Source organism: Oryzomicrobium sp. (assembly GCF_036820405.1).
GTDB lineage: Bacteria > Pseudomonadota > Gammaproteobacteria > Burkholderiales > Rhodocyclaceae > Oryzomicrobium.
In genome coordinates this window covers 319260-341644 of record NZ_DAISLS010000001.1, presented here as the reverse complement: position 1 = coordinate 341644, position 22385 = coordinate 319260, and the positions used below count along the sequence as shown (strand labels likewise).

The 22385-nt window shown below is 71.8% G+C and carries 15 protein-coding genes; 4 read left to right on the top strand and 11 right to left on the bottom strand.

Annotation, left to right across the window (positions count from 1 at the left end; genetic code table 11):
- Positions 1-160 precede the first annotated feature (160 nt).
- Together V7Z98_RS01455 and V7Z98_RS01450 are read left to right on the top strand one after the other, a co-directional pair.
- Positions 161-1180, top strand: coding sequence for an alpha/beta hydrolase (locus tag V7Z98_RS01455; protein WP_334156713.1), 1020 nt, complete (start codon positions 161-163; stop codon positions 1178-1180).
- On the top strand, positions 1177-1443 hold the full coding sequence (locus tag V7Z98_RS01450) for a hypothetical protein (protein WP_334156712.1): 267 nt from the start codon (positions 1177-1179) through the stop codon (positions 1441-1443). The genes V7Z98_RS01455 and V7Z98_RS01450 overlap by 4 nt, the downstream gene beginning before the upstream one ends.
- A 47-nt stretch (positions 1444-1490) precedes the next feature.
- On the opposite strand, the gene V7Z98_RS01445 is transcribed toward V7Z98_RS01450, so the two are convergent.
- From V7Z98_RS01445 to V7Z98_RS01410, 8 genes are all read right to left on the bottom strand, one after another.
- Positions 1491-1820: an SMR family transporter gene (locus tag V7Z98_RS01445; RefSeq protein ID WP_293261552.1), complete on the bottom strand. Its 330-nt coding sequence runs from the start codon at positions 1818-1820 to the stop codon at positions 1491-1493.
- 26 nt (positions 1821-1846) lie between these two features.
- Entirely contained in the window at positions 1847-6352 is a 4506-nt protein-coding gene (locus tag V7Z98_RS01440; RefSeq protein ID WP_334156711.1) for a translocation/assembly module TamB domain-containing protein, read from the bottom strand.
- A 64-nt stretch (positions 6353-6416) separates the two neighbouring features.
- A complete protein-coding gene (locus V7Z98_RS01435) occupies positions 6417-8249 on the bottom strand; it encodes an autotransporter assembly complex protein TamA (RefSeq protein ID WP_334156710.1) in 1833 nt (610 codons plus the stop codon).
- Entirely contained in the window at positions 8246-9121 is an 876-nt protein-coding gene (locus V7Z98_RS01430; RefSeq protein ID WP_334156709.1) for a DMT family transporter, read from the bottom strand. Before V7Z98_RS01430 ends, V7Z98_RS01435 begins: the two co-directional genes overlap by 4 nt.
- Before the next feature lie 41 nt (positions 9122-9162).
- The gene (locus V7Z98_RS01425; protein WP_334156708.1) at positions 9163-10749 is read right to left on the bottom strand and encodes an NAD(P)H-hydrate dehydratase; all 1587 of its coding nucleotides are present in this window, start codon (positions 10747-10749) and stop codon (positions 9163-9165) included.
- 110 nt (positions 10750-10859) lie between these two features.
- Complete coding sequence (locus tag V7Z98_RS01420; RefSeq protein WP_334156707.1) at positions 10860-12299, bottom strand: efflux transporter outer membrane subunit; 1440 nt, start codon at positions 12297-12299, stop codon at positions 10860-10862.
- Positions 12296-15433, bottom strand: coding sequence for a multidrug efflux RND transporter permease subunit (locus V7Z98_RS01415; RefSeq protein ID WP_334156706.1), 3138 nt, complete (start codon positions 15431-15433; stop codon positions 12296-12298). Before V7Z98_RS01415 ends, V7Z98_RS01420 begins: the two co-directional genes overlap by 4 nt.
- Positions 15434-16624, bottom strand: coding sequence for a MexX/AxyX family multidrug efflux RND transporter periplasmic adaptor subunit (locus V7Z98_RS01410; protein WP_334156705.1), 1191 nt, complete (start codon positions 16622-16624; stop codon positions 15434-15436). It lies immediately after the preceding gene.
- A 378-nt stretch (positions 16625-17002) separates the two neighbouring features.
- Here V7Z98_RS01410 and V7Z98_RS01405 point away from each other — a divergent pair, with 378 nt between their 5' ends.
- Positions 17003-17575 (top strand): TetR/AcrR family transcriptional regulator, encoded by a 573-nt coding sequence (locus V7Z98_RS01405; RefSeq protein WP_334156704.1) that lies wholly within the window; start codon positions 17003-17005, stop codon positions 17573-17575.
- 10 nt (positions 17576-17585) lie between these two features.
- Here V7Z98_RS01405 and V7Z98_RS01400 read toward each other — a convergent pair whose 3' ends face one another.
- From V7Z98_RS01400 to V7Z98_RS01390, 3 genes are all read right to left on the bottom strand, one after another.
- Entirely contained in the window at positions 17586-18494 is a 909-nt protein-coding gene (locus V7Z98_RS01400; RefSeq protein WP_334156703.1) for a histone deacetylase family protein, read from the bottom strand.
- 63 nt (positions 18495-18557) lie between these two features.
- Positions 18558-19406, bottom strand: a complete 849-nt coding sequence (locus V7Z98_RS01395; RefSeq protein ID WP_293261525.1) for an alpha/beta hydrolase — start codon at positions 19404-19406, stop codon at positions 18558-18560.
- 85 nt (positions 19407-19491) lie between these two features.
- The gene (locus V7Z98_RS01390; RefSeq protein ID WP_293261522.1) at positions 19492-20181 is read right to left on the bottom strand and encodes a response regulator transcription factor; all 690 of its coding nucleotides are present in this window, start codon (positions 20179-20181) and stop codon (positions 19492-19494) included.
- A 103-nt stretch (positions 20182-20284) separates the two neighbouring features.
- Here V7Z98_RS01390 and V7Z98_RS01385 point away from each other — a divergent pair, with 103 nt between their 5' ends.
- Positions 20285-22291, top strand: a complete 2007-nt coding sequence (locus tag V7Z98_RS01385) for a sensor histidine kinase (RefSeq protein WP_334156702.1) — start codon at positions 20285-20287, stop codon at positions 22289-22291.
- The last annotated feature ends 94 nt before the right edge of the window (positions 22292-22385 follow it).

Below are 22385 nucleotides of genomic sequence, written 5' to 3'. Positions count from 1 at the left end.
GGCGCTTCTTTTTGATGCTCCTGGCAAGCCCGGGGCCCGCTTGTCATGACAGGGCGGGGACGGCACCATCCGGAAACATTGTCTTTTGGGGATCGCCATGCCGGCCCGCTCTGTCCATTCCACACTATTGCCGTGTGCGTCGCCCGGGTTGCGGATGCCCATGCCCGCTCCCCCGGCCCGCCGCCGTTTCCTCCGCCCGGCATTGCGTTCCGCTTCAAGCCGCTTCGCCATCCTCGGCATGGCGTTGGCCCTGGCGCTGCCGGCCGCCGCCGGTCCCCTGCGCGATCGCATCGAGGCCCGCCGTGCCGCCCAGGCCCAGGGGACGGAGGCCCCCACGGACGAACTGAACGGCGACGACGGCAGCTCGGCCGGGAATGCCGAGCTGCCGGCAGGCGTGGTACGCATCGCCGACGTGGCCTACGGCCCGGACCCGCGCCAGCGCTTCGACGTCTACCGCCCCGCCCGGGGTGAGGGCGCGCCGGTGCTGGTGATGGTCCACGGCGGCGCCTGGCGGCTCGGCGACAAGGGCGCCCGGGGCGTGGTGGAGCACAAGGTGGCCCATTGGGTGCCGAGGGGCTTCGTCTTCGTCTCGGTCAATTACCGCCTGCTGCCCCAGGCCGATCCGTTGCAACAGGCCGGTGACGTGGCCCGGGCCCTGGCGGCGGTGCAGGCCAAGGCCGCCGGCTGGGGCGGCGATCCGGCCAAGGTGGTGCTGATGGGCCATTCCGCCGGCGCCCACCTGGCGGCCCTGCTCGGCGCGGCCCCCGCCCTGGCGGAAAAGGCCGGAGCCCGTCCCTGGCTCGGCACCGTCGCCCTGGACAGCGCCGCCCTGGACGTGGAACGGATCATGGCCACGCGCCACTACCGCTTCTACGACGCCGCCTTCGGGGCCGATCCGGCCTACTGGCGGGCTACCTCGCCGACCCAGGCCCTCGTCGCCGGCGCGCCGCCCCTGTTGCTGGTCTGCTCCAGCATCCGCCCGGACCAGCCCTGCGCCCAGGCCCACGACTTCGCCCGCCGCGCCCAGGCCCTCGGAGTGCGAGCCGAGGTGGCGGAACAGGCCAGGAGCCACAAGCAGATCAACGAGGAGCTGGGCACGCCGGGGGACTACACGGCCCGGGTGGATGCTTTCCTTTCCTCACTGGATGCTGCGGTAGCGAAGCGCTTGGAGTTGCGATGAAGTGGAAAAACTGGTTCGTTCGGGATGGGAACCTGACATATAGCTTCAGCTGGCTTCTAATTTTTTCTGGTTCCGGGCTTGGGTTTGCGGGACTCCGCTTTGCTGACAGTTATTTTTTTCAAGCGCTGTTCGTTTCGCTAGGTCTGTTTATCGCTGCCATAGGTGGCTATTCAGGCAAGGCTAGAGTGCTCGGCTTGAAGCCCTTTGATACCGCTCCCTGGCGCCGGGTGCGAAAAACCTACGAGGACAGCCCCGATACCTGAGGTGGCCCAGGGGGCGACGAACGCGGGAAGCCGGCTGGCCTCCTTCTTCAGTGCGGCAGCGTCTTGGAAAACAGGTTGAGCACCAGCACCCCGGCGACGATCAGGCCGATGCCGATCAGGGCCGGGGTATCCAGGGACTGCTTGAAGAACACTGCGCCGACGATGGCGATCAGGGCGATGCCGGCGCCGGACCAGATGGCGTAGATCACGCCGATGGGCAGGGCCTTCAGGGTCAGGGACAGGCAGTAGAAGGCCACTCCGTAGCCCACGGCCACCGCCAGGGACGGCCAGAGGCGGGTGAATCCCTCCGTTAGGGGCATCAGGGAGGTGGCGATCACCTCGGTGACGATGGCCAGGGCCAGATACAGGTAGTGCATGGGGCGTTCTTCCGGTGGCTTTGCTCTCAAGGCGTGGCGGGGGCCGGAGTGGCGCCGGCCTCCCGGGCGGCGCGGGCATCCTGGCGGGCCTGGGCCTTGCTGCTGCGGCCGAAGCTGAAGGTGTACTGCAGGTCCAGGGCGTTGTCGGTGCCGGCCCGGGCCACCACCGAGAGGCGCCGGGTCAGCTCAACCGTCAGGCGGATCACACTGCCGGCCTGGGCGGCCACCGACGACATGGATTGCTCGTAGGCCAGGGTGGCGTTGGCGGAAATGCGCTTGCCGACGGTGAGCACCTGGCTGCCGCTGGTGCTGGAACCGGTACCGCTGCCGGAAAAGCCCTGGCCGCCGGCCACCCGGCTGGTGGCGGTGGGGCCGCCGCTGCCGTCCAGGGTGCCGTCGCGGAAGGAGATTTCGTCGATGCCGAAGGCTTCCTGGATGCGCTTGGTGGTGCTGTCCTCGCTGCCGAACAGGGCCGAGGCGGCGGACAGCAGCAGGCCCGGGTCGGCGCCGCCGGCCTCTCCCGGCCCCTTGCCCAGGACCATCCAGGAGAGTTTTTCGGCTTCCGGCACTTCCGGCACCGACACCAGCTTGACCAGGGGCCGGTCCACCGTGCCGGTCACGTCCACCCCGGCCTCCACCGGCAGGCCCCGGCGCAGGGCGCGGATGTTGAGGCTGGGCCGGGCCGGCGGGCCCTGGAAGCTGACGATGCCGCGCTCGATGGCCAGCCGGGTGCCGTAGGCGTCGAAGATGCCGTCGGCGGTGCGGATGGTGCCGTTGGCGCGCAAGGCGCCGTCGTCCCGGGTGGTGAGGCGCAGTTCCCCGGCCAGCCGGCTTTCCAGCCCGGCGCCCTTGAAGAAGAAGCGCGGCCCCAGGTTCAGCCCCAGGTCGAGATGGGTGAGGCGCAGGCGGGCGTCCGGCGGGGCCTCCTTGCCCTTGATCACCACGTCGTCGGGCAGGCTCGGCGCCCCCAGGTCGGGCAGGCCGAGGAAGGCGCCGTCGGCCTTGATCTCGCCAGCCACCTCCAGCCGGTTGTCGGCCACCCGCACCTGGCCCCGGCCCGAGGCCATCAGCCAGCGGTTGCGCCGTTGCAGCGGGGTGAAGCGGTCCAGAGACCAGGCCACCGACGAGGCGCCGGCCTTGAGGTCCAGGTCGCCGCTCACGTCCACCGCCCCGGGGCGGTTGTCGAACAGTTCCTTGAGGCGCACCTCCCGGGGCGTCTCGCCGGGCAGGGAGTCGAAGTGCAGCCGGGTCAGGCGCAGGTGGCCCTCGGCCAGCCGGGCGTCCAGGGTGCCGTTGGCCAGATTGAGGCCCAGGTCGGCCAGGCGCAGCCCCAGCTTGTCGCCCCGGGCCTCGCCGGTGAGCAGGGGGGCGGCGGCGCTGCCGGCCAGTTGCAGCCGGGCGCTAAGGGCACCGCCGGTGGCCAGGCCCGGATAGGCGACGGGGCCGAGCCAGGCCAGGTCGGGCATCTCCAGCCGGACGTCGCCGGCCAGGAGGGCCTGGCGGGCCAGGGTCCAGCCGGCCAGGCCAGGCGGGTTGTTCGGGCTGTTCTGGCCGGACGCATCCGGGCCGCGCAGCAGTTGGGCGCGGACGTCGCCGGCCAGGGTGCCCAGGCGGGCGCCCCGGGCTTCCAGGGCCAGGCGGGCGCGGCCCTGGTCGAGGCGGACGTTGAGCGCCAGGGCGGTGAGGCCCAGGGATTGGGATTGGGCGCCCCGTTCGCCGAACAGCAGGTCCCCCTGTTCCCGGCCCAGGCTCGCCTCGCCGTTGGCGTTCTCCCCCAGGTCCAGGGACCAGCGGCCGCCCAGGGTGAGGGTGGAAGCCCGGCCGGCCTCGGGCAGGAAGAGGCGCACCGGCAGGCCGCGTAGCTCGCCCCGGGTGACGAGGCGGGGCGGGGTGGCTCGGCCGTTGCTCCGGCCATTGCCGGTGGCGGAGGCGGCCTGCCAGTCCAGGGTGTCGATGGCGAGGCGCCAGGGGGAATCCTGGCCGCCGCCCTGGATGCGGGCGTCGGCCAGCAGCACCCGCTGGGCCGAGAGGTCCAGGCTGGCGGGCTGGGCGAGGCGCAGGGGGACGTCGCCGCCCAGCTCCAGGGCGGTGAGGCGGCCGACCCAGCGCGGGCCGTCCTGGCCCTGCCGGCCTGCACCATGCTTGTCCGGCGCGGCCAGGCCGCCGCTGGCGGACAGGGCCAAAGTCCGCGCCAGTCCTTGATCTTCGGCCAGGGTGGCGCGCAAGGTCCAATCCTGGCGGCGCTTGGAGCCGGCCACCTGGAGGTCCGCGTCCCGGGCCAGGGCGGCGCTGCCCTGGGTCAGGCGCTTCAACTGGACCCGGGCGCTGGCTTCGCCGTCCGGGCCGGGGCCCAGGGCCAGGCGGGCCTCCAGGCCGTTCACCGCGATTCCGCCGGGCAGGCCCAGGCGCGGCGTGGCCAGGGTGAGGCGGCCACCCGGATCGGCCAGGGTGCCAGTCAACTCGCCCTGGGCGGCAAGGCTGCCGCTCAGGCCCAGGGCACCCAGCACCGGGTCGAGATGGGGGGCGGCCAGGGTGAAGGCGAGGCGGTCGCCGGAGGCGCCGAAGCGACCCTTGGCGGCCAGGGTGTTGCCCCCCAGATCCAGGCCCAGATCGGCATCCATGAGGCGGGTGCCGGCCAGGGACAGGCGGCCTTCGCCGGCGGCGGGCTGGCCGTTGATGCGGCTGTCGGCGAGGCGGTAGGCGAGGTCCACCCGGGGCAGGGCCGGGCCGCTGCCGAGCTGGCCGCTGGCCTTGAGGGTGGCGGAAAGGTGGGTCGGCGGCGCCTTGACGAAGCGGGACAGGTCCAGGCCTCGGGTGCGGCCGTCCACCGTGAAGGCGGTGGTAGCGCTGGTAGTGTTGGACGCGCCCAGGTCGAGGCTGCCGCTGGCCTCCAGCAGGGCCTCCTTGGCGCCGGCCTCGCCCAGGCGGGCCTGGTGTAGGGTGAGGCGCGGGCCTTCCCGGGTCAGGTCGGCGTCCAGGGTCACCCGGGGGGCGAGACGGTTTTCCAGGGCGGCCTTGAGGCGCTGCCGGGCGGCATCCGCCGTCACGGCCAGGGTGCCGTCCACCCGGGTGGCCTGGGCGCCGCGGTGCAGGGTCTGGGCATTGACCCCGGCCAGGGTCAGGGTGGCGGCCAGGGTGCCGTCCCGCAGGGTGCCCTGGCCGTGGAGCGTGCCCGGTGTTCCTTTCATTCTTTTCTCCGCGCCGCCATCGGCCAGGCGGGCGTCCAGGCTTAGGAGCAGGGGCGGCAGGGGGCTGGCGGCGGCCCGGTCGGAGGGCTTGGCCGGGGCGGTGCCGGCGGATTTGGTGGTCGGGGTGGCCGAGGTGGCCTGAGCAGCCTCGGGACGTACCGTCAGGGTCAGGCCGGCCAGGGGCAGGCGGTCCTGGTCCAGGGGGCCGGGGCGGGCGTTGGCGACGTCGAGCCGGGCGTGGGGGGCGCCGCCTTCACCGGCTTCGCTGCTCACCCGCAATTCCAGGTCCAGGCTGGCCTGGGGGGCGCCGGTGGCCCAGGCAGCCGGGTCCAGGCCGGCGATGCGGGCCTGGGCCGCGGGGACGGGCCAGGGGGCGAAGGGCGCCAGGGTGGCGGCGAGGGTGCCGCGCAGGGGGGCGGCGGCGGGTTTGGCGGTGCGGGTGGTGGCCGTGGCCTGGCCGTGGCCGGACTTGGCCGTCTGCCCATTCGTTTGACTGGTGTCCGGTACGGCTTGGGCAGCCGCTGGCGCGGCGGCGCTGGCTTGGGCGTTGATCTGGAGGGCGGCGAGGGGGCCCTTGGCCTGGGCCTCCACCTGGAAGTCCCGGCCCTCGGCGCTGCCGCTGGCCTGGAGCGAGGCGAGCACCGCTTCCGCTCCATCCAGGGCGGCGCCGTCGAGGCGGGCCTCGCCGCTGAGGCGAATCTTTTCCCAGGTGGCGGCGAGGCCGTCCAGGCGGTGATGGCGGCCGTCGCTCTCCAGCCGGGCCGCCAGGGCGGCCAGGCGCAGGGTTTCGGGCAGGGCATCGAGGTCCGGGACCGCACCGTTCGCGGGCTGGCCGTCAGCGGCCCCCTGGGGCGCCGGCAGAGTGCGCAGGATCAGCTGATCGACCCGGGCGTCGCCGATGCGCACCGCCAGGGGCAGGCGCAGGTCGGCGGGCGGGGTGGCGGGTTCGTCGCTCGGGGCGCTGGCGATCTGGACCCGGGCCGCCGCCAGGCGGGCGATGTCCAGCCGGCCCGACAGCAGGGCCGCCGGGGTCCAGGCCAGGGCCGCGTCGTCGATGCGGATGCGCGGGCCGGTCGGGCCGGCGTCGATGTCGAGCCGGGCGATGGACAGCTCGTCCCACAGCCGCCCCTGGACGCCCTCGGCCCGGACCCTGCCGCCGCTGGCCGTCTCGGCCAGGGCCAGGGCAGCGCGCAGGCCGCTTTCGCTGCCCACCAGCCAGACCGCGGTGCCGCCCAGGCCGGCCAGGGCGGCAGCCACGGCCAGGGCCATCCGGCGCCAGCGGCGCGGCGGCGTGGGGGAGGATGGCGGAGTGGCGGGAACGGCGGGAGCAGCGGATTCGGTCATGGGACGTTGCGCGTGGTGGGTCGGCAAGAAACGGTCGGCCTCAGAAGGGGCCTCAGAAGGGGCCTCAGAAGGGAATGGCGACGGAGAAGTGCAGCTGGATTTCCTTGGTGCGCTCGCCGTAGGCCAGGTCCACCGCCAGGGGGCCGGCGGGGCTCTTCCAGCGGGCGCCCAGGCCGTAGCCCACCGCCAGGCTGCTCCACTTGGCCGGCTCGTCGCTGGCGTTGCCGGCGTCCACGAAGGCGGCAACGCCCCAGGGGCTGTCGTCGATCCAGTGGGTGTATTCCCCCGACACCACGGCCAGGTAGCGGCCGCCCACCACGGCGTTGCCTTCCTTCACCCCCAGGCTCTGGTAGGTGTAGCCGCGCACCGAGCCGGTGCCGCCGGTGCGGAACAGGTAGTCCTGGGGAATACCGTCCCGGGACGGGGCCAGGGTGGCCCCCAGTTCGCCGCGCAGGGAGAGCACGTCGCGCCGGCCTACCGGGAAGTAGACCGTGGTCCGGCCTTGCAGGCGCAGGAAATTCTGGTCGGCCAGCACCCCCTTGGCGGCGCCCCCTGCCTGGGCCTGGGCTACCAGGCCGGAGCGGGGGTCGAGCAGGTTGTCCACGGTGCGCCAGGTGTACTGGACGTTGGGGGTCAGGGCGTGGAGTTCGGTGGTGGGCTCCCCGTCGATCTTGCGCTGCTCGATCTGGTAGTTGAGGGACAGGCGCATCTCGATGGAGCCGCGCAGCTGGGTGCGCACCACCCCCAGGGCGTCCCGGGTGAGCTTCATGCCCTGGATGTCGGAGGCGTCGTAGACGCCGCCCACGCTGTCCCGGGCGCCGTTTTCATGGGGCGGCAGGAAGACGTCGGCGTAGGCGGTCTGGCGCTTTTCTTCCAGGCGTACGCCGGAGGACAGTTCCCAGGCCCGGGAGAACAGGTCGGCACTGCGGTAGCCCAGTTCCACCCGGGCGCCGGTGTTGGAGCTGTAGCCGGCGCCGGTGCTGATGCGGTGGGCGGCCCGTTCCCGCACCGTCAGGCGCACCGGGGCGGTGACGGTGCCGTCCGCGCCGGGGACGGCCTCGGCATTGGCCAGTTCCACGTTGGCCGAGGAGAAGTAGGGGGTGGACTGGAGGGCGGTCTGCAAGGCGATCAGGTCCGCCTCCCGGTAGGGCTGGCCCGGATGCACGGTGCGGTTGTAGCGGGCGATCAGCGCTTCGTCGTAGCGCTCCAGGCCGTCGATTTGCAGGGGACCGAGGACGTAGCGCGCCCCCGGGGCCAGGGTCACGGCGAGGCGTGCCGTGGCGGTGTCCGGGTCCACCTCGGCCCGGCTGTCGCGCAACTGGGCCCCGGCGTAGTCCTCGGTGGTGAAGGCGGTGAGCAGGGCGGCCTTGGCCGATTCCCAATCGGCGCTGCGGAAGGGGCGGCCCGCCGGCAGCTTCCAGGCGGCGCGCAGGGCGGCCTGGCGTTCGGGGGGCAGGTCGGCGCCGTCGAAATCGATGCTCACTTCGGCGACTTGGGTACGAGGGCCGGGGTCGAGCACCAGGGCCGGGGCGCCGTCGTCGTCCGCGGTTTGGGCGCCCCCCAGGCGGGGCGAGAAATAACCTTCGGTGGCGAGCAGGCCGGGCAGACGGCGGCGCGCCTCGCGCAGCAGCAGCTCGCGGCGCTCGGCCGGGGCGGCGTCCGCCGGCAGTTCCGGGTCGAAATACTTGTCGAGGAGGGGGCGCAGCACCGCGTCGGCGCTAGCCCGGTCCTCGGCGCTGCCTTCCAGGGTCAGGCGGTAGGCCGGGGCGGCGGCGGCCGGGCCGGCCGGAGCCAGGTAAAGCGGCAGGCCCAGCGCCAAACACAAGGCCATGCCCCGGGCGGTCGCCAGGGCCTGGCGGGGGGCGATGCGGCGCGGCCCCATGGCGCGGCGGCTCATGCCCGGGCCGGGCGGCGTTCCGCCAGCCCCAGGGCGACGCCGCTGGCGACGATGACGGCCATGCCGGTGAAGGCCAGGGAATCCGGCAGGTGCCCGAACACGATGGCCCCCAGGGCGGTGGCCCAGAACAGCTGCACGTAGAGGAAGGGCGACAGGGTGGTGGCCGGGGCGTGGCGGAAGGCCGAGATGAGCAGCAGATGGCCGGTGCCGCCCCACATGCCCATGGTCGCCATCAGCCCGGCCTGGCCCAGGGTGGGCAGGGGGCCGCCCCAGAACAGGGGCAGGGCCAGGGTCATGGTCACCGTGCCGGCCAGGGCGGTGTAAAAGAGCATGGTCAGGGTGTTCTCGGTGGGCGAGAGCTGGCGGGTGAGGATCTGGTACACCGCGTAGCAGGCGGCGCAGGCCAGGGCCCAGCTGATGCCCTCGGCGTTGACCGCCGGCCCGGGGCGGGCGATCAGCAGGACGCCGACGAATCCGGCGGCGACGATGGCCCAGCGTTGCGGCGTCATCTTCTCCTTGAGCCAGGGGCCGGCCAAGAGGGCCACCAGCAGCGGGGTGATGAAGATGATGGCGGTGGTTTCGGCCAGGGGCATCACCCGAAAGGCGGCCATGGCGAAGCCGGTGACGCCCACCAGCAGCACGGCGCGGACGATCTGGCGGGCCGGCCGGGTGGTGGCCACCAGGCCCCGGCCCATGCGCGGGCCGAGCACCGCCACCATGAACAGGCAGTGCACCAGGTAGCGGATCCAGACCAGCAGGGGCACCTCGAAGGTCTTGGCCAGGGTCTTGGAGGTGACGTCGAGAAGGGCGAAACAGAGGGTGGCGCAGACCATCAGGGCGATGCCGCGCAGGGGATTGTGGGTTGGGGGCATGGATATTGTTGTTGTTTGTCGTGGCGTGAGCGGGCGCCGGGTCACCCTTCCGGGCGGCCCCGGTGGGCGATCCAGCGGTTGAGCAGGGCCCGGGCGGCGGGGATGGTCTCGCCGGCGGTCAGGCCCACCGGGCCAGTGCCGGCGGCCACCAGGGCGTCGGCGGCGGCGCCGTGCAGGTGCACCGCCGCCTCCACGGCCGGCCCCGGGGGCCAGCCTTGGGCGAGCAGGGCGGTGACGATACCGGTGAGCACGTCGCCCATGCCGGCGGTGGACATGCCCGGGTTGCCGCTCGGGTTGATCGCCCAAGCGGTGGGCAGGCCGTCCGGGTCTGGGGTGGCGCTGCCGGGCGGATGGGCCAGCACCGTGCCGCAGCCCTTCAGCGCCACATGGGCGTTGAAGTGGGCTGCCAGGTCTCGGGCGGCGGCAATGCGGTCGGCCTGGACGGCGGTGGTGGTGGTGGCAAGTAAACGGGCCGCCTCGGTTGGATGGGGGGTGATGATGGTGGCGGCGGCCCGGGTCGTGGTCCGGCGGGCCAGGTCACTATCCTGGGCGATCAGGTTGAGGGCGTCGGCGTCGAGCACCAGGGACATGGGCAGGGCCAGGGCGGCCGCCAGGGCGACCCGGGCATCGTCGCTCTGCCCCAGCCCCGGCCCCACGGCCAGGGCCGAGAGGGGTTCGCCGAGCAGGGCCGCGCCCCGGCGCAGCATGAGTTCCGGATGGGCCGGGTCCAGGGCCGGGCCCCGGGGATCGACGATGCCCACCAGGGTCCGTCCGGCGCCGAGGAACAAGGCGGCCCGGCCGGCCAGCAGTGCCGCCCCGACCATGCCCGGGGCGCCCCCCAGGATGCCGGCGTTGCCGTGGCGGCCCTTGTGGCTGTTCTTGTCCCGGGGAAGAAGCCAGGGGGCGAAGTCGGCAGGGGCCAGCAGGCGGCCCGGGGGAAGATCGTGTGCGCTTGCCGGGGCAAGGGCGTCGCCGGCAGGGGCCACGCCCAGGTCCGCCACCCGCACCTCGCCGGCCAGGTCCGGTCCGTCGGCGGTGTGCAGGCCGGGCTTGTCGGCCAGGAAGGTGAGGGTGTGGGTGGCCGGCAGCGCCCCGCCCCAGGCCCGGCCGGTATCGGCGTCCAGCCCGGAGGGCACGTCCAGGGCTAGCACCGGGCAGCGGTCCCGCTCCGCCAGGCGCCGGGCCTCGGCGCTCCAGCCGGCGTAGGGGGCGCCCAGGTCCCGGGCCAGGCCGATGCCGAACAGGCCGTCCACGATCAGGCCCCAGGCCGGGCCGGCAGTGTCGGGGGTATTGGCGGGAATGTCGTTGGTGATGGCGCCGCCCGCATCCAGCCAGCCCTGGCGGGCGGCTGAGGCGTCGGGGGACAGCCGGGCTGGATCGGCCCGGGAGACGAGCATCACCTCGATGTCGGCCTGCTTGAGACGGGTGGCGCAGACGAAGGCGTCGCCCCCGTTGTTGCCGGGGCCGGCCAGCACCAGCACCGGCCGGGCGTCGTCGATGCGCAGGTTCTCGGCCCAGCGGGCGGCCGCCTCGCCGGCCCGGACCATCAAGGGCTGGCCGGCGTGGGCGGCTTCCAGCCGGCGCAGGGCGCTGGAAGCGAGCAGGAGGCGGGAGTAGGGGGATGCCATGCCCCGATTCTAAGCCGGGAGCGCCCGGCTGGGGATGGGGGCGTTGCCGCCGACATGGCGCCGGGTACTGGGGTTGGGGCTGGGGCCAGGTTTCGGCGGCGGCCGGGGAATCACCGCTCCGCTGTGGACCATCCGCCCCCCAGGGCGCGGAACAGGGCCACGTCGTTGGCGACGACCAGGCGCCGCACGTCCACCAGGGCCTGCTCGGATTCGAATTGGCTGCGCTGGGCGTCAAGGACTTCCAGGTAGCCGGCCACGCCCTTCTCGTGGCGGCGCTGGGCCAAGCGCAGGCGTTCCCGCTCGCCGGCGGCGACCCGGCGCTGGGCCTGCCATTGCACCGCCAATTGCTCCCGGGCGGCCAGGGCGTCGGCCACCTCGCGGAAGGCGGTCTGGATGGCCTGCTCGTAGGCCACCACGGCCATGTCCTTGCGCACCTCGGCCAGGTCCAGGCTGGCCTTGTTGCGGCCGCCGGCGAAGATCGGCAGGGTGATGCGGGGGGCGAAGGACCACAGCCGGGTGCCGGCGTCGAACAGGCCGGCGAAACCAGGGCTGGCGGTGCCGGCCTCGCCGGTGAGCTGGACGCTGGGGAAGAAGGCGGCCCGGGCGGCGCCGATGTTGGCGTTGGCCCCACGCAGGCGCTGTTCGGCCTGGCGGATGTCGGGACGACGTTCGAGCAGGTCGGCGGGCAGGCCGGCGGCCAGGGGCAGCAGCTTCAGGTCGTCGAGGCGGGCCTGGGGCGCCAGCCGTTCGTCGAAGTCGCCCACCAGCAGTTGCAAGGCGTGCAGGGCCTGGCGGCGCAGACGCTCCCGCTCGGCCAGGGCGGCCCGGGCGGTTTCCGCCTGGGTCTCGGCGCTGCTCAGTTCGATGGCGCTGGCCAGCCCCCGGGCGTGACGGGCGCGGGCGATCTTCAGGGCCGCCTCCCGGGATTCCAGGGCCTGACCGGCCAGGTCGGCCTGCTCCGCCAGGGCCAGGTGGCCGGCGTAGACCGTGGCCACTTCGGCCACCAGGGCCACCTGGGCGGCGTGGCGGGCTTCCTCGGTGGCCAGGTATTCGGCCAGCATTGCCTGGTTGAGGCTGCGCACCCGGCCGAAGAAGTCGAGTTCGAAGGCGCTTACCCCGACGGCGGCCCGGTATTCCTGGCCGAAGGCGCTACCGCCGCCCTGGGCAGAGGGCAGGGGCGCCCGGCCTCGGGTCAGGCCGCCGCTGGCGTCGATGGACGGCAGGCTGGCGCTGGCCTGAATGGCGTAGAGGGCGCGGGCCTCCTCGATGCGCAGGGCGGCCAGGCGCAGGTCCCGGTTGCGTTCCAGGGCCTTGGCCACCAGTTGGCGCAGGCGTGGGTCGAGGAAGGCCTGGCTCCAGTCTTCCGGCGCCCGGGCCCCATTGTCAGCCGTGCCGGCAGCAGTGCTGACAATGGGGGCGTCCGCCGGATAGGCGGTGGGGATCGGGGCGGCCGGGCGCTCGTACACCGGGGCCAGGGTGCAGGCGCTGGCGAGCAGGGCGGCCGCCAGAACGGCGGCCGGACTCCGGCGGGAAAAAGGTGGGCGCATCATGATTCGGTCTCGGTGGCCGGCAGGGCGGGGGCGGCGCGCTGGCCCTGCCGCCGGGCGATGAGCAGGTTGATCAGGTAGAAGAACAGGGGCACCAGGAACACCGCCAGCACGGTGGCGGTGACGATGCCGCCCAGCACCGCCGTGCCGATGGCCGTCTGGGCGCCGGAGGCGGCCCCCGTGGCCAGGGCCAGCGGGACGACGCCGAAGCCGAAGGCCAGGGAGGTCATGACGATGGGGCGCAGGCGCAGCCTGGCCGCTTCCAGGGACGCTTCGAACAGGCCCATGCCGTCCCGGTAGAGGTCCTTGGCCACTTCGACGATGAGGATGGCGTTCTTGGCCGAGAGGCCCACCGTGGCGATCAGGCCGACCTTGAAGTAGATGTCGTTGGGCATGTCGCGCAGCATCACGGCGAGCAGGGCGCCGATCACCCCCAGGGGCACTACCAGCATCACCGCGGCCGGGATCGCCCAGCTCTCGTATAGGGCGGCCAAGGCGAGGAACACCACCAGGATGGAGAGGGCGAAGAGCAGTGGCGCCTGCTTGCCGGACTGTACTTCCTCGTAGGATTGGCCGGTCCATTCGAAGCCGACGCCGGCAGGCAATTCACCCACCAGGGCGGCCATGCGCGCCATGGCCTCGCCGCTGCTGTGGCCCGGCGCGGCATTGCCGTTGATGGTGAACGACGGGTAGCCGTTGTAGCGGGTCAACTGGGGCGGCCCCACCCGCCAGGCGAAGCGGATGAAGGTGGACAGGGGCACCAGCTCGCCGGCGGAGTTGCGCACCCGCAGCCGGTTGAGGTCGTCCGGGGAAACCCGGTAGCGGCCGTCGGCCTGGACGATCACCTTGCGCACCTGGGAGCCGTGCATGAAGTCGCCCACGTAGTCCGAGCCGAACATGGTGGCCAGGGTGGCGTTCACCTCGTCCAGGCTGATGCCCATGGTTTCCATCTTCTTGCGGTCGATGTCGATGGCCACCTGGGGGATGTCCACCTGGCCGGCGTAGATGACGTTGCTCAGGGCCGGATCGCCGGCGGCGGCCTTGATCAGGGCGTTGCGCGCCTCGACCATGGTGTCCCGGCCGACGCCGTTGCGGTCTTGCAGGCGCAGGTCGAAGCCGCCGGACGAGCCCAGTTCCGGCAGGGCCGGGCTGTTCATGGCCAGCACCAGCCGGTCCGGGCGGCCGGCGAAGTGGGCGTTGATGCGGTCGACGATGGCCTGGACCTGGGATTCCTTGCCGCTGCGCTCGCTCCAGTCCTTGAGGGTGACGAAGACCATGCCGCCGCCCGGGCCGGAGCCGAAGTTGTTGAAGCCGCCCAGGGCGAAGGCGTACTTCACCGGTTCCTTTTCCAGCAGGTAGGTTTCGACTTCGCCCAGGGCGTTCATGGCCTCGTACAGGGTGGCGCCCTGGGGCTCGGCCAGCATCACCATGAAGTTGCCCTGGTCCTCGTCGGGCAGGAAGGCGGTGGGCAGCTGCCAGAAGGCCAAGGCCACGGCGGCGACGATGGCGGCATAGGCCGCCATGCCCCGCGCCGGACGGCGCAGGATGCCGCCCACGGCGCGGCCGTAGCGCTCGGTGCCGTGGCGGAAGCTGCGGTTGAACCAGCCGAAGAAGCCGCGCTTCTCCTGGTGTTCCGCGTCCACCGGCTTGAGCAGGGTGGCGCACAGGGCCGGGGTCAGCGACAGGGCGAGGAAGGCCGAGAAGCCGATCGACACCGCCAGGGTCACGGCGAACTGGCGGTAGATGTTGCCCACGGCGCCGGGGAAGAAGGCCATGGGCACGAACACGGACACCAGCACCACGGTGATGCCGACGATGGCGCCGCTGATCTGGCCCATGGCCTTGACCGTGGCCCGGTAGGGGGGCAGCCCTTCCTCGACCATGATCCGTTCGGTGTTCTCCACCACCACGATGGCGTCGTCCACCAGGATGCCGATGGCCAGCACCATGCCGAACATGGTCAGCACGTTGATCGAGTAGCCCAGGCCGAACAGCACGGCGAAGGTGCCGAGCAGGGCCACCGGCACCACCAGGGTGGGGATCAGGGTGGCGCGCACGCTCTGCATGAACAGGTACATCACGGCGAACACCAGGGCCACCGCTTCGAGCAGGGTGGTGACCACCTTGCGGATCGAGATCTCGACGAAGGACGAGGTCTCGTAGGGAATCTGGTATTCGACCCCCGGCGGCAGCAGTTTGGCCTGCTCGTCCATGATGCGGCGGATCTCGCCGGCCACCGCCACGGCGTTGGAGCCGGCGGCGAGCTTGATGCCCAGGGCGGTGGCCGGGCGGCCGTTGACCCGGGACGAGAAGGCGTAGTCGCTGGCCCCCAGCTCGACCCGGGCCACGTCGCGCAGCAATACGGCGGAACCGTCGGCCCGCACCCGCAGGGGAATGGCGCCGAAGGCCTCGGGGGTGGTGAGCTGGCTGTCGGATACCAGGCTGGCATTGATCGGCGCCGAGGCCGGCACGTTGTTCGCCCCCAGGTCGCCGACGGTGACCCGGGCGTTGTAGCTGCGGATCTTGGCGGCGATGTCGGAGGCGGTCAGGTCCAGGGCGGTCAGGCGCTCCGGGTCGGGCCAGATGCGCATGGCCTTTTCTGCGCCCCAGAAGGCAACCTGGCCTACCCCGGGCACCCGGCGCAGCACTTGCAGGATCTTGGCCGAGGACAGCTCGCCCAGGTCCACCTCGTCGATGTCGGGGCGGTTGGAGGAAAGGCTGACCACCATCTGGATGTTGTCCGCCGCCCGCTCCACCTGGATGCCGTAGCGGCGCACCGTTTCGGGCAGGCGCGGTTCCACCGACTTGAGGCGGTTCTGCACTTCCACCGCCGCCAGGTCCAGGCTAACTCCCTGGCGGAAGGTCAGGTTGATGTAGGCGCCGCCGCTGCTGCTGGTGGCGGAGGTGTACATCAGCCCCGGGGCGCCGTTCATTTCGCGCTCGATCAGGGTGGTGACGGCTTCTTCCACCACCTTGGCCGAGGCCCCCGGGTAGGTGGCCGAGACGCTGACCACCGGCGGGGCGATGTTGGGGTACTGGGCCACGGGCAGGCCCCGGATCGCCAGCACCCCGGCCAGGGAGATGAGGAGGGCAATGACCCAGGCGAAGACCGGCCGGTCGATGAAGAAATGGGCCATTCAGCGCGCCTCCGCGGTGGAGGCGGCCGGGGACGGCGTGTCCTTGGCCCCCAGGGGGCGGGCGGCGGCCTGGCTGCCCGGGGCGAACTGGGCGACGTTCTGCACGATCACCCGTTCGCCGCCGCGCAGGCCCTCGGTCACCAGCCAGTCGCGGCCGTCCATGCGCTCGGCCCGCACCGGGACGTCGGCCACCTTGCCCTGGGTGTCCACCGTGCGCACGCTGGCGCCGGTGGCGCCGCGCAGCAGGGCTTCCCGGGGGATGCGTACCACGCCGGGATCGACCGCGCTGCTCAAGTGCACCTCCACGTAGGCGCCGGGCAGCAGTTGCCGTTCCGGGTTGGGGAAGAGGGCGCGCATGGCGATGCTGTCGGTGCCCGGGTCCACCGCCAGGTCGGCAAAGAGCAGCTTGCCCTCGTGGCCGTAGGGCCGTCCGTCGGGTAGCACCAGGCGCACCGGCAGGGCGCCGGACTTGTCCGGCCCGGCGATGCGGCCGGCCTGGATATCCCGTTGCAGGGCGAACACCTCGCTGGCGGGGCGGGAAAAATTGACGTAGATCGGATCGATCTGCTCGATGCGGGTCAGGGGCGTCGGCGCGTCCTGGCCCACCAGGGCACCCTCGGTCACCAGGGCGCGACGGGCCCGGCCGGCGATGGGGGCGGTGACGCTGGCGTAGCCCAGGTTCAGCTCGGCGCGGCGCAGTTCGGCCCGGGCCGAGGCCACGTCGGCCCGGCTGCGGGATTCGGCCGCCACGGCTTCGATGTGGTCCCGCTCGCTGATCGCCCGTTCCGCCACCAGGTCCTTGTAGCGGGCCAACTGGTCGGAGGCGGCGGCATGCTCGGCCTCGGCCCGGGCCAGGGCGCCCCGGGCGGCGTCCAGGGTGGCCTGAAGGGGCTTGGGATCGATGCGGAAGAGCACCTCGCCCTCGCGTACGTCCTGGCCTTCCTGGTAGCGCCGCTCGATGACGATGCCGGCCACCCGGGCGCGCACCTCGGCGCTGCGGAAGGCTTCCAGCCGGCCGGGCAACTGGGTGGTCAGGGACTCGGGCCGGGGCGTGGCGACGATCACCACCGCTTCCGGCGCGGGGGGCGGCGCGGCGGGGGGCTCCTTGCCGCAGGCGGCGAGCAGGGGGAGGGCCGCGGCGAGCGCCAGGGCGGCAGGAGAGGGACGGCAGGAGCAGGAGCGGGTCGTCATGAGCGGGGGGCGACGGCCCGGCGCCGTGGATGGGCGGGGCGGTCGTGATCGGTGGTTGTCGTTGGCGCCGGTGGTTGCGCTGCCGCCTGCCTGGGCCGAAAGGGGAAAACCGGCCCTCGTGGGACAATGGCCGGAGTTGGCTCAAGCCCATGCCGGCCTGTGAAGCGGGGGGGACGGTGGCTGCGGATCGGTGGATTCGATCCATGGCGATTCGTCCTGCATGGCTGCGTCGGCACTGGCGGAGGGGCCTTGCCCGGCGCAGGGCAAGGCGGGAATCGTCGGGGGCGAGTCCGGCGATTTCAGCACCGCGGCATTGTGCAGAGAGTACGATTATAAATACAACCGTATTTATGTAACCGATTTTGCATGGGAGGGAGGATGGCGCGTTACCAGGCAGTGGACCGGAACAGTGTGCTCGACGCGGCGGAGCTGATCGTCCGCACCAAGGGCATCGCTGCCCTGACTTTCGATGCGGTGGCCAAGGCCGCCGGCATTTCGAAGGGCGGGGTGCAATCGAGCTTCGGCACCAAGGACCGCCTCATCGCGGCCATGTACGAGCGCTGGGGCGGCGAGTTCGAGGCCCTGGTGGCCCGGCTGGCCGGCCCGGAGCCGACGCCCGAGGCCCTGGCCCGGGCCCACGTGGAGGGCACCCGGCGCACCGACAAGGCGGAGGGCGACCGGGCGGCGGGGATGATGGCGGCCTTGCTCAATTCGCCCAACCACCTGAAGGGCGTCCAGGCCTGGTACAAGCAGCGCCTCGATGGCATCGACACGGACAGCCCCGAGGGGCGCCGCATCCGCCTGGCCTTCATCGCCTGCGAGGGGGCGTTCATGCTGCGCTACTTCGGCTTCATGAAGATCAGCCAGCGGGAATGGCGCGAGCTGTTCGCCGACATCCTGGCGCTGATGGATGGGGCCGCGCCGGCCATGCCGGCACCCTCCGGGGCCTGAGGGAAGGGCGTCAGGCCCGGGCTGCGTATTCCCGCGCCGTGAGCAGGGTGCGGGCGTGGATGGTCACCGTGTCGGCGATGTCCCGGGCGTAGCCACCGGCCATGGCGATGGCCACCGGCACGCCGTGGGCGCGACAGGCGTCCAGTACCCGCCGGTCCCGGGCGGCCAGGCCGTCCATGGTCAAGGACAGGCGACCGAGGCGGTCCCCCGCGTAGGGATCGGCGCCGGCCAGGTAGATGGCCAGGTCGTAGGGGCCGGCGGCGAAGGTGGCGGCCAGGCCCTGTTCCAGAGCGGCCAGGTAGGCGTCGTCGCCGGTGCCGTCGGGCAGCTCGATGTCCAGGTCGCTCACGGCTTTGTCGAAGGGAAAGTTGCGGGCGCCGTGGATCGAGAAGGTGAAGGCGTGGGGATCGCCGGCCAGGATGGTGGCGGTGCCGTTGCCCTGGTGCACGTCGGCGTCGATCACCGCCACCCGGCGCACCGCGCCTTCCGCTGCCAGGACGCGCACCGTCACCGCCGCGTCGTTGAACACGCAGAAGCCTTCGCCCCGGTCGCGGTGGGCGTGGTGGGTGCCGCCGGCCAGGTTGGCCGCCACCTTTCCCCCGGCCAGGGCCGAGCGGGCCGCCGCCAGGGTGGCGCCGGCGGAACGGCGTGAGCGCTCCACCATTTCCGCCGACCAGGGAAAGCCGATCTGTTTCATCTCCGCCGGGGTCAGCTCCCCCGCAGCCACCCGGGCCACGTAGCCCGGGCAGTGAGCCAGGGCCAGCTGGGCGTCGCTGGCCGGCGGTGGCAGGTGAAAATCGCCCGGGGCGAAGGTGCCGGAATAGAGCGCCGCCTGGCGCAGCCGGGCGTACTTGCTCATGGGAAAGCGGTGCCCCTCGGGCAGGGGCAACACGAATACGTCGGTGTAGAAAAGCTGCATGGCGGTGGGGCGGGAACGGGGCGTGGCAACGGCCAATGCGTGGCAACGGCCATTCTGCGCCAATCAGGGGCGGGGTGCGTCCAGACTGCGCCACAGCCGGGGCCACGCCTCGGCCCAGCAGCAGTGGTGGTCGAAGCCGGGTTCGACGCGCACCTCGGGGCGTTCCACGGGCGGGTAGCGGTCGTAGCGGTCCGCATAAGCGGCGGCGATGGCCGGGGGCATGATCTCGTCCCGGGCGCCGACGAAGTGCCATTGCCGCACGTGGCGCAGGGCAGCGGCGGCGTCGGCCGGGTTGAGGGACCCGGTCAGCGGCGTCACGCGGTGGTGGGTCGTCCAGGCCTGGTGGTCCAGGTTGCCGGCGACCGTGACCAGCCGGTCCACGTCCTGGCGCCGGGCGGCGACCAGGGCGGCGACGGCGCCGCCGCCGGAATAGCCCACCAGGGTGAGCGTCCGGGCGCCGGACTGCCGCTTGAGAACGTCCAGGGCGTCGTTGGTTGCGGCCACCACTTCCTCCGCGAAACGCTTGCCGGTCCAGTAGGCGGCGGCGCAGCCCGTTGCCTCGGCATCGACGAACTGGCACGGGCGGGCCAGATAGGCCGCATTGCCCTCGGGTTGCGCCAGTGCCATGGCGAGGACCAGCGGATTCCTCGGCGTCGGGTCGGGGGACGGTTGCGTCGGCGTCAGCCAGGCCAGGCCATCGCCTTCCAGGTAGACGGTGAGCCGACGGCTTTCGGGATCGGGGTAACGGCCGGGCCGCCAGGCGACCAGCTCGAATCCGGCCGTGGCGATGCGCTCCAGCCGCCAGCCGCGGGCTTGGGCGAGCCGGTCGTAAGCCTCTTGGCGCTCCGCGCCGGAGGGGATGGTGCTGCACGCGGCGAGCGCGAGCAGAAGGAGCAGGCCGAAACGTCTCATGTGCTTGCCATGCCCGAGCCGATGCGGGAGTGCGTTTGACTTGGCGTTCGCAGAGGCATGGATAGCGGCGACGGCTGTCTTTGCATCAAGTCCGGATCGCCACGGCGGCGAAGAAACAGTAGCCGACGTTGCGCACGGTATTGAGGGGCAGGGCAATGCCGGCGGCGTCCTCGACTTTACGGCGCAGGCGGCGCATCTGGGTATCCAGGCGGCGCTGGTCGTAATTGAGGAAATCCTCCCCCAGGGCGGCAACGATGTCCTGCCGGCTGATGGTGTCGCCCTGCCGCGCCATCACGGCATGCAGCACGATGCAGTCCTGATGGGACAGGTGGATGGGCTGGTGGCCGGGTGGGGTCAGGCGCCGGGACGCCAGTTCCAGCAACCAGGCCGGGGCGTTGGGCTGGATGCCTGCGAGCCGGCGGTCGAGGGCCGAGAGGATGGCGGCGATTTCATCCAGGTCGGACGTCTTGGGCAGGTAGTGGTCGGCGCCGTCGGCCAGGCCGGCCACCCGGTCCGGGATGGCGCTGCGTGCCGTGAGGACGACGATGCCCAGGGGGCTGCCGCCGTCGCGCAGCTCCCGGATCAGGTCCATGCCATCGCCGTCGGGCAGGCCCAGGTCGATGACGGCGATGCGGTGGCGGGCCGCGTCGTAGCACGCCCGGAAGGCGCTCAGGTCGGCGACGGCCTCCACCGTCCAGCCGGCCTGGCCGAGAAAGGTGGCAAGCTCGTGCCGCAGGATGTCTTCGTCTTCGAGCAGGATGAGGTGGCCGGTCATGTGCGTGTTTTGCCAGGCGTTTGAGGCCGGCCTTGTACTCGGGCGTTGCCCCGGGGCGGGGAGGGATGGGGTGCTATTCTAACGAGCTATGAGACGTGTCTACATGCTTGTGCTGGCGCTATGGTTGTTCATGCCCCTCGGGGCCCAGGCCCAGCGTCCGTTGCTTCTTGCCGCCGATACGCCCAACGTCTCCGGAACCGGCGCATTGTCGCTTTTTCAGGATGGATCGGGGGAGACAGATCCCGGCCGGATTCTGGCCGAGGCACCCTGGCAGCCGCTGCCCGGCGAACTCGGCGTGGGCTATACGCCCGATACCCTATGGCTGAAGCTGGTAGTGGTGCGGGACAAGTCGGCCCCCGCCGAGTGGGTGCTCAACCTCGGCAATGCCCTGGTCGACGACGTGGAGCTTTTCCGCCAGGCGCCCGGCGGCGGATGGGAGCGTTCCCGGGCCGGTGAGAACCTGGACCGGGCCGCATGGCCCCTCGATGCCCGCAACGCCGCTTTTCCGCTGATCCTGCCAGCGGGGGAGGCGGTGACGCTGCTGATCCGGATCACCTCGCGCAACGCAATTTCCAGCGCGGTCGATGTCTGGCAGCGCGATGCGTTCGACAGCTTTTCACGCCGGGAAATGCTGTATTACGGGCTCTACTTCGGCTGCTACCTGCTGCTGATCGTCCTGCACATTTTCTTCTGGCGCATGACGAAGGAGGCCCAGAGCGGCTGGTACCTGCTCTACGTCGCGCTAGCCATCACAATCCAGATGCTGACGGCGGGGATTCCCCAATGGATCTTCCGGATACCGGGGAGCATTTCCGACCTGGTGCTGGCGTGCAGCATCTGCCTCGCCCTCATCGTGGGGACCAAGTTCGCCGTTCTGCAACTTGAGCTGGCCTCGGTCTGGCCGCGCTTTTCCACGGCATTCATCGGCACGGTGACCTTGCTCGGCCTCCTGTTCATGGGGCTCGTCCTCAAGGTGGGCTACGCCGAGGGGGTCGTCCCGGCACAGCTGCTGTCGTTGCTGCTGGTCGTGCTGATGACGGGGCTCAGCGTTTATTTATTGCTGCGCGGCCACCGCCCGGCGCGGTTCTTCCTCTTTGCCTTCGGCATCTACTATGTCGGGATCGGCATCAGCTTCCTGCGCAATCTGTCCGTTTTTCCCTCCAACGTATGGACCGTCAATGCGGCGTCCCTGGGAACCCTGATCCACATCCTGGCCATGAGCATGCGGCTGCATGCGCGCTACGACCTGCTGCGCCGGCAGGCGGCCGAGGCCCAGGAGCGGGCCATGCGGGCGGTGCGCAAGCTGAACGAGGGCCTTGAGGAAGAAGTGGCCGTGCGCACGGCCGACCTGGAGCACGAAATCGAGCGGCGCAAGTTACTGGAAAACGAGCTGCGGACGGCGCTGGAGACCGAACGGCGCATCAAGGAAGAGCAGCGCAGTTTCGTCGCCATGGTGTCCCATGAATTCCGCACTCCGCTGGCCATCATCAACGTGACTGCACAGCAGATCGCGCTTAATCCAGGGGCGCCCTGGGACGAGGTGGTGGGCCGCTGCCAGAACCTGCGCAGCACGGTCCGGCGGATGTCGGACTTGGTGGATAACTGCCTGGCGAGCGACCGCATGGACATGGACATGCCCGTCTTCTCCCCGCGGCCGTGCAACCTGCCGGAACTGCTCGGCGAGCTGGTGCAGGAGTGGCCGGAAGGCAGGATCGAGGCCGATTGGCAGGGGGTGCCGGAAGGCTTCTTCTGCGATCCCGGCCTGGTGAAGGTGGCGCTGCGCAACCTGCTGGCCAATGCGGACCGGCATGCTCCCCAGGACGAGACGGTTTCGCTGCGCGCAACGGCGGGTGCCGATGGCGGGGTGCGGGTCGAAATCTGTAACGGCGGCTCGCCCATTCCTGCGGAGGAGGTGCCGCGGCTTTTCCTGAAATATTTCCGGGGACGCCTGTCGCAGCACCGCCCCGGAGCAGGGCTGGGCCTGCATCTGGTCCGGCAGATCGCGGAAATCCACGACGGCTCGGTCTGGCTTGAGCACGGGGGTGAAAGCGATAGAATCCAGTTCAGTTTTTCCATGCCGGTACGGGGGCTAGCGAGCGCAACCCCTTGATGCACGCGGCCGGGCGCGCCCTTGGGGGCCGTCGCCGGCAAGGGCCGCCGATATTCCGGGCAACACGGCCACCGGCCACCGTTCGCGCGGAGGC